Consider the following 1732-nt stretch of genomic DNA (forward strand, 5'->3'; position numbering starts at 1 on the left):
CCTTAAGTTAATGACATTGTTGATACGATAGCAGTCGTTTCACTATTTCATTTTTATGACTTCTTGGTGCGCATTGCTGACTCTAGAAGTTGCTTCAGTAACGGCAACTCCAAGACTTAAAGCGGTCGTTAGCATCGATGATACCATTAGGACTTATGCCGCTATATGCGGTCACTTTTGTGAAAATGAATATTTGCTCAAAAACTCTATGCTTTATTGATGAAATAGTGATTTAGACCTTCAAATATTTCACTTTTTAAGGGCGTTTCTCTAATCATAATCGCCTATTCTAGATCGGAATACAAAATTCATTTTAGTTTAACTTTATCGCTATCTTAACTTCAATTTCTTCCATATACTGGCTATAAATCGTCTGTCTACAGCGTCAAACGGGTTATCGGCGACCACATAAGAGGAGGTCGACTTTGTCATTGTAAATAATTCACTATTGGGATCAATCCCGTTTTCGTCTATAGTAACGTTATTGAACAAATCAACCACCGCCGCTTTTAATTCCGTCAGTAATTGCTCAAAAACTTGCTGTGCCTGCTGGACAAACACATGGTAAGGCTCGTTGCCACCAGACATAAAACTGGTGCCCGTTACCCCCACTAGATTGATACCTTCTTTGATATAGTCAATCTCAGACAAATGCTGGACCCATATTTTGTCGATGGCGTGCATAACTACAATGTTCAGGGCTTCATTGAGCTTGTCATCGCTCACGACCGTACTGAGACTGTGCCAACGCCGTGTTACTTTGCTTTTAAACTGATGAGCCCCATCACCCAGTAAAATATCATCCCGCAATTGGTGGATCACTTGCCTTTGTTGTTCGACCAAACCACTGTATTTGTATAACGCTTTGCGTCTATCAAGATTCGCGCCTTCTAGTACCCGCTGGCCGTGGGCAATTTTTTTGCTGATCGGGCACTGGAAACCAACTCTCCGGTGTCGCTTTTGCCAGACAACAAGCCATCAGCCCCTAAGTGATTAAACAATTTGTCTTCAAGGCTGACAAAATATTGCGACGACCCAGGGTCGCCTTGCCTTGCCGCCCGGCCCCGCAACTGATCATCAATCCGTCTCGACTCAAATCGGCTGGTGCCGATAATATGCAGGCCACCTGCTTTTTTTACTTGTAAATTGCTTGCTGTGTCTTTTTCCCCCAGTAAAATATCTGTGCCGCGTCCGGCCAGGTTGGTACAGATAGTGACCGCCCCCAAAGCGCCTGCCTGAGCAATTATTTGGGCTTCCTGCTCATCATTTTTGGCATTGAGCAGATAGCACTCAATCCCTTTTTCGACTAACAAAGCGTATAAATCTTCAGACTCGCGGACATTGGACGTGCCCACTAAAATTGGTTGCCCGGTAAGTTGAATGGAGGATATTTCATTGCAAATAGCACAGTTTTTTTCGGCTTTTGTACTGAACACCCGATCTGGCTTGTCTATTCGAATGCAGGGTTTGCGTGGTGGAATAACGCAGGTTTTCAGTTGGTATAACTGGTCAAACTCTTGAGCTGCCAGGACTGCGGTGCCAGTCATGCCGCTAACTTTCTTAAATAAGCACATCAAATGTTGCAAGGTGATTGAGCCTAGCGTTTGACCTTCCCTTTTGATGGGTAGACCTTCTTTGGATTCTAATGCCGATTGCATACCGTCGGGCCAACGACGTTTTTCGGCAATTCGGCCGGTAAACTCATCAATCAGTTTGATGTCGTTGTCTTTGA

Annotated in this window: 2 protein-coding genes; both read right to left on the bottom strand. The window is 44.2% G+C overall.

Translation table 11 applies throughout. The features are described 5' to 3' along the window. Positions 1-330 precede the first annotated feature (330 nt). Entirely contained in the window at positions 331-927 is a 597-nt protein-coding gene (locus CJF42_RS25520; RefSeq protein ID WP_353651704.1) for a hypothetical protein, read from the bottom strand. Further along, positions 891-1732 (bottom strand): preprotein translocase subunit SecA (locus tag CJF42_RS25525; RefSeq protein ID WP_502694816.1); only part of this gene is annotated, 842 nt, incomplete at its 5' end. The genes CJF42_RS25525 and CJF42_RS25520, both read right to left, overlap by 37 nt.

The sequence above is a fragment of the Pseudoalteromonas sp. NBT06-2 genome (assembly GCF_002276045.1).
Classification (GTDB): domain Bacteria; phylum Pseudomonadota; class Gammaproteobacteria; order Enterobacterales; family Alteromonadaceae; genus Pseudoalteromonas.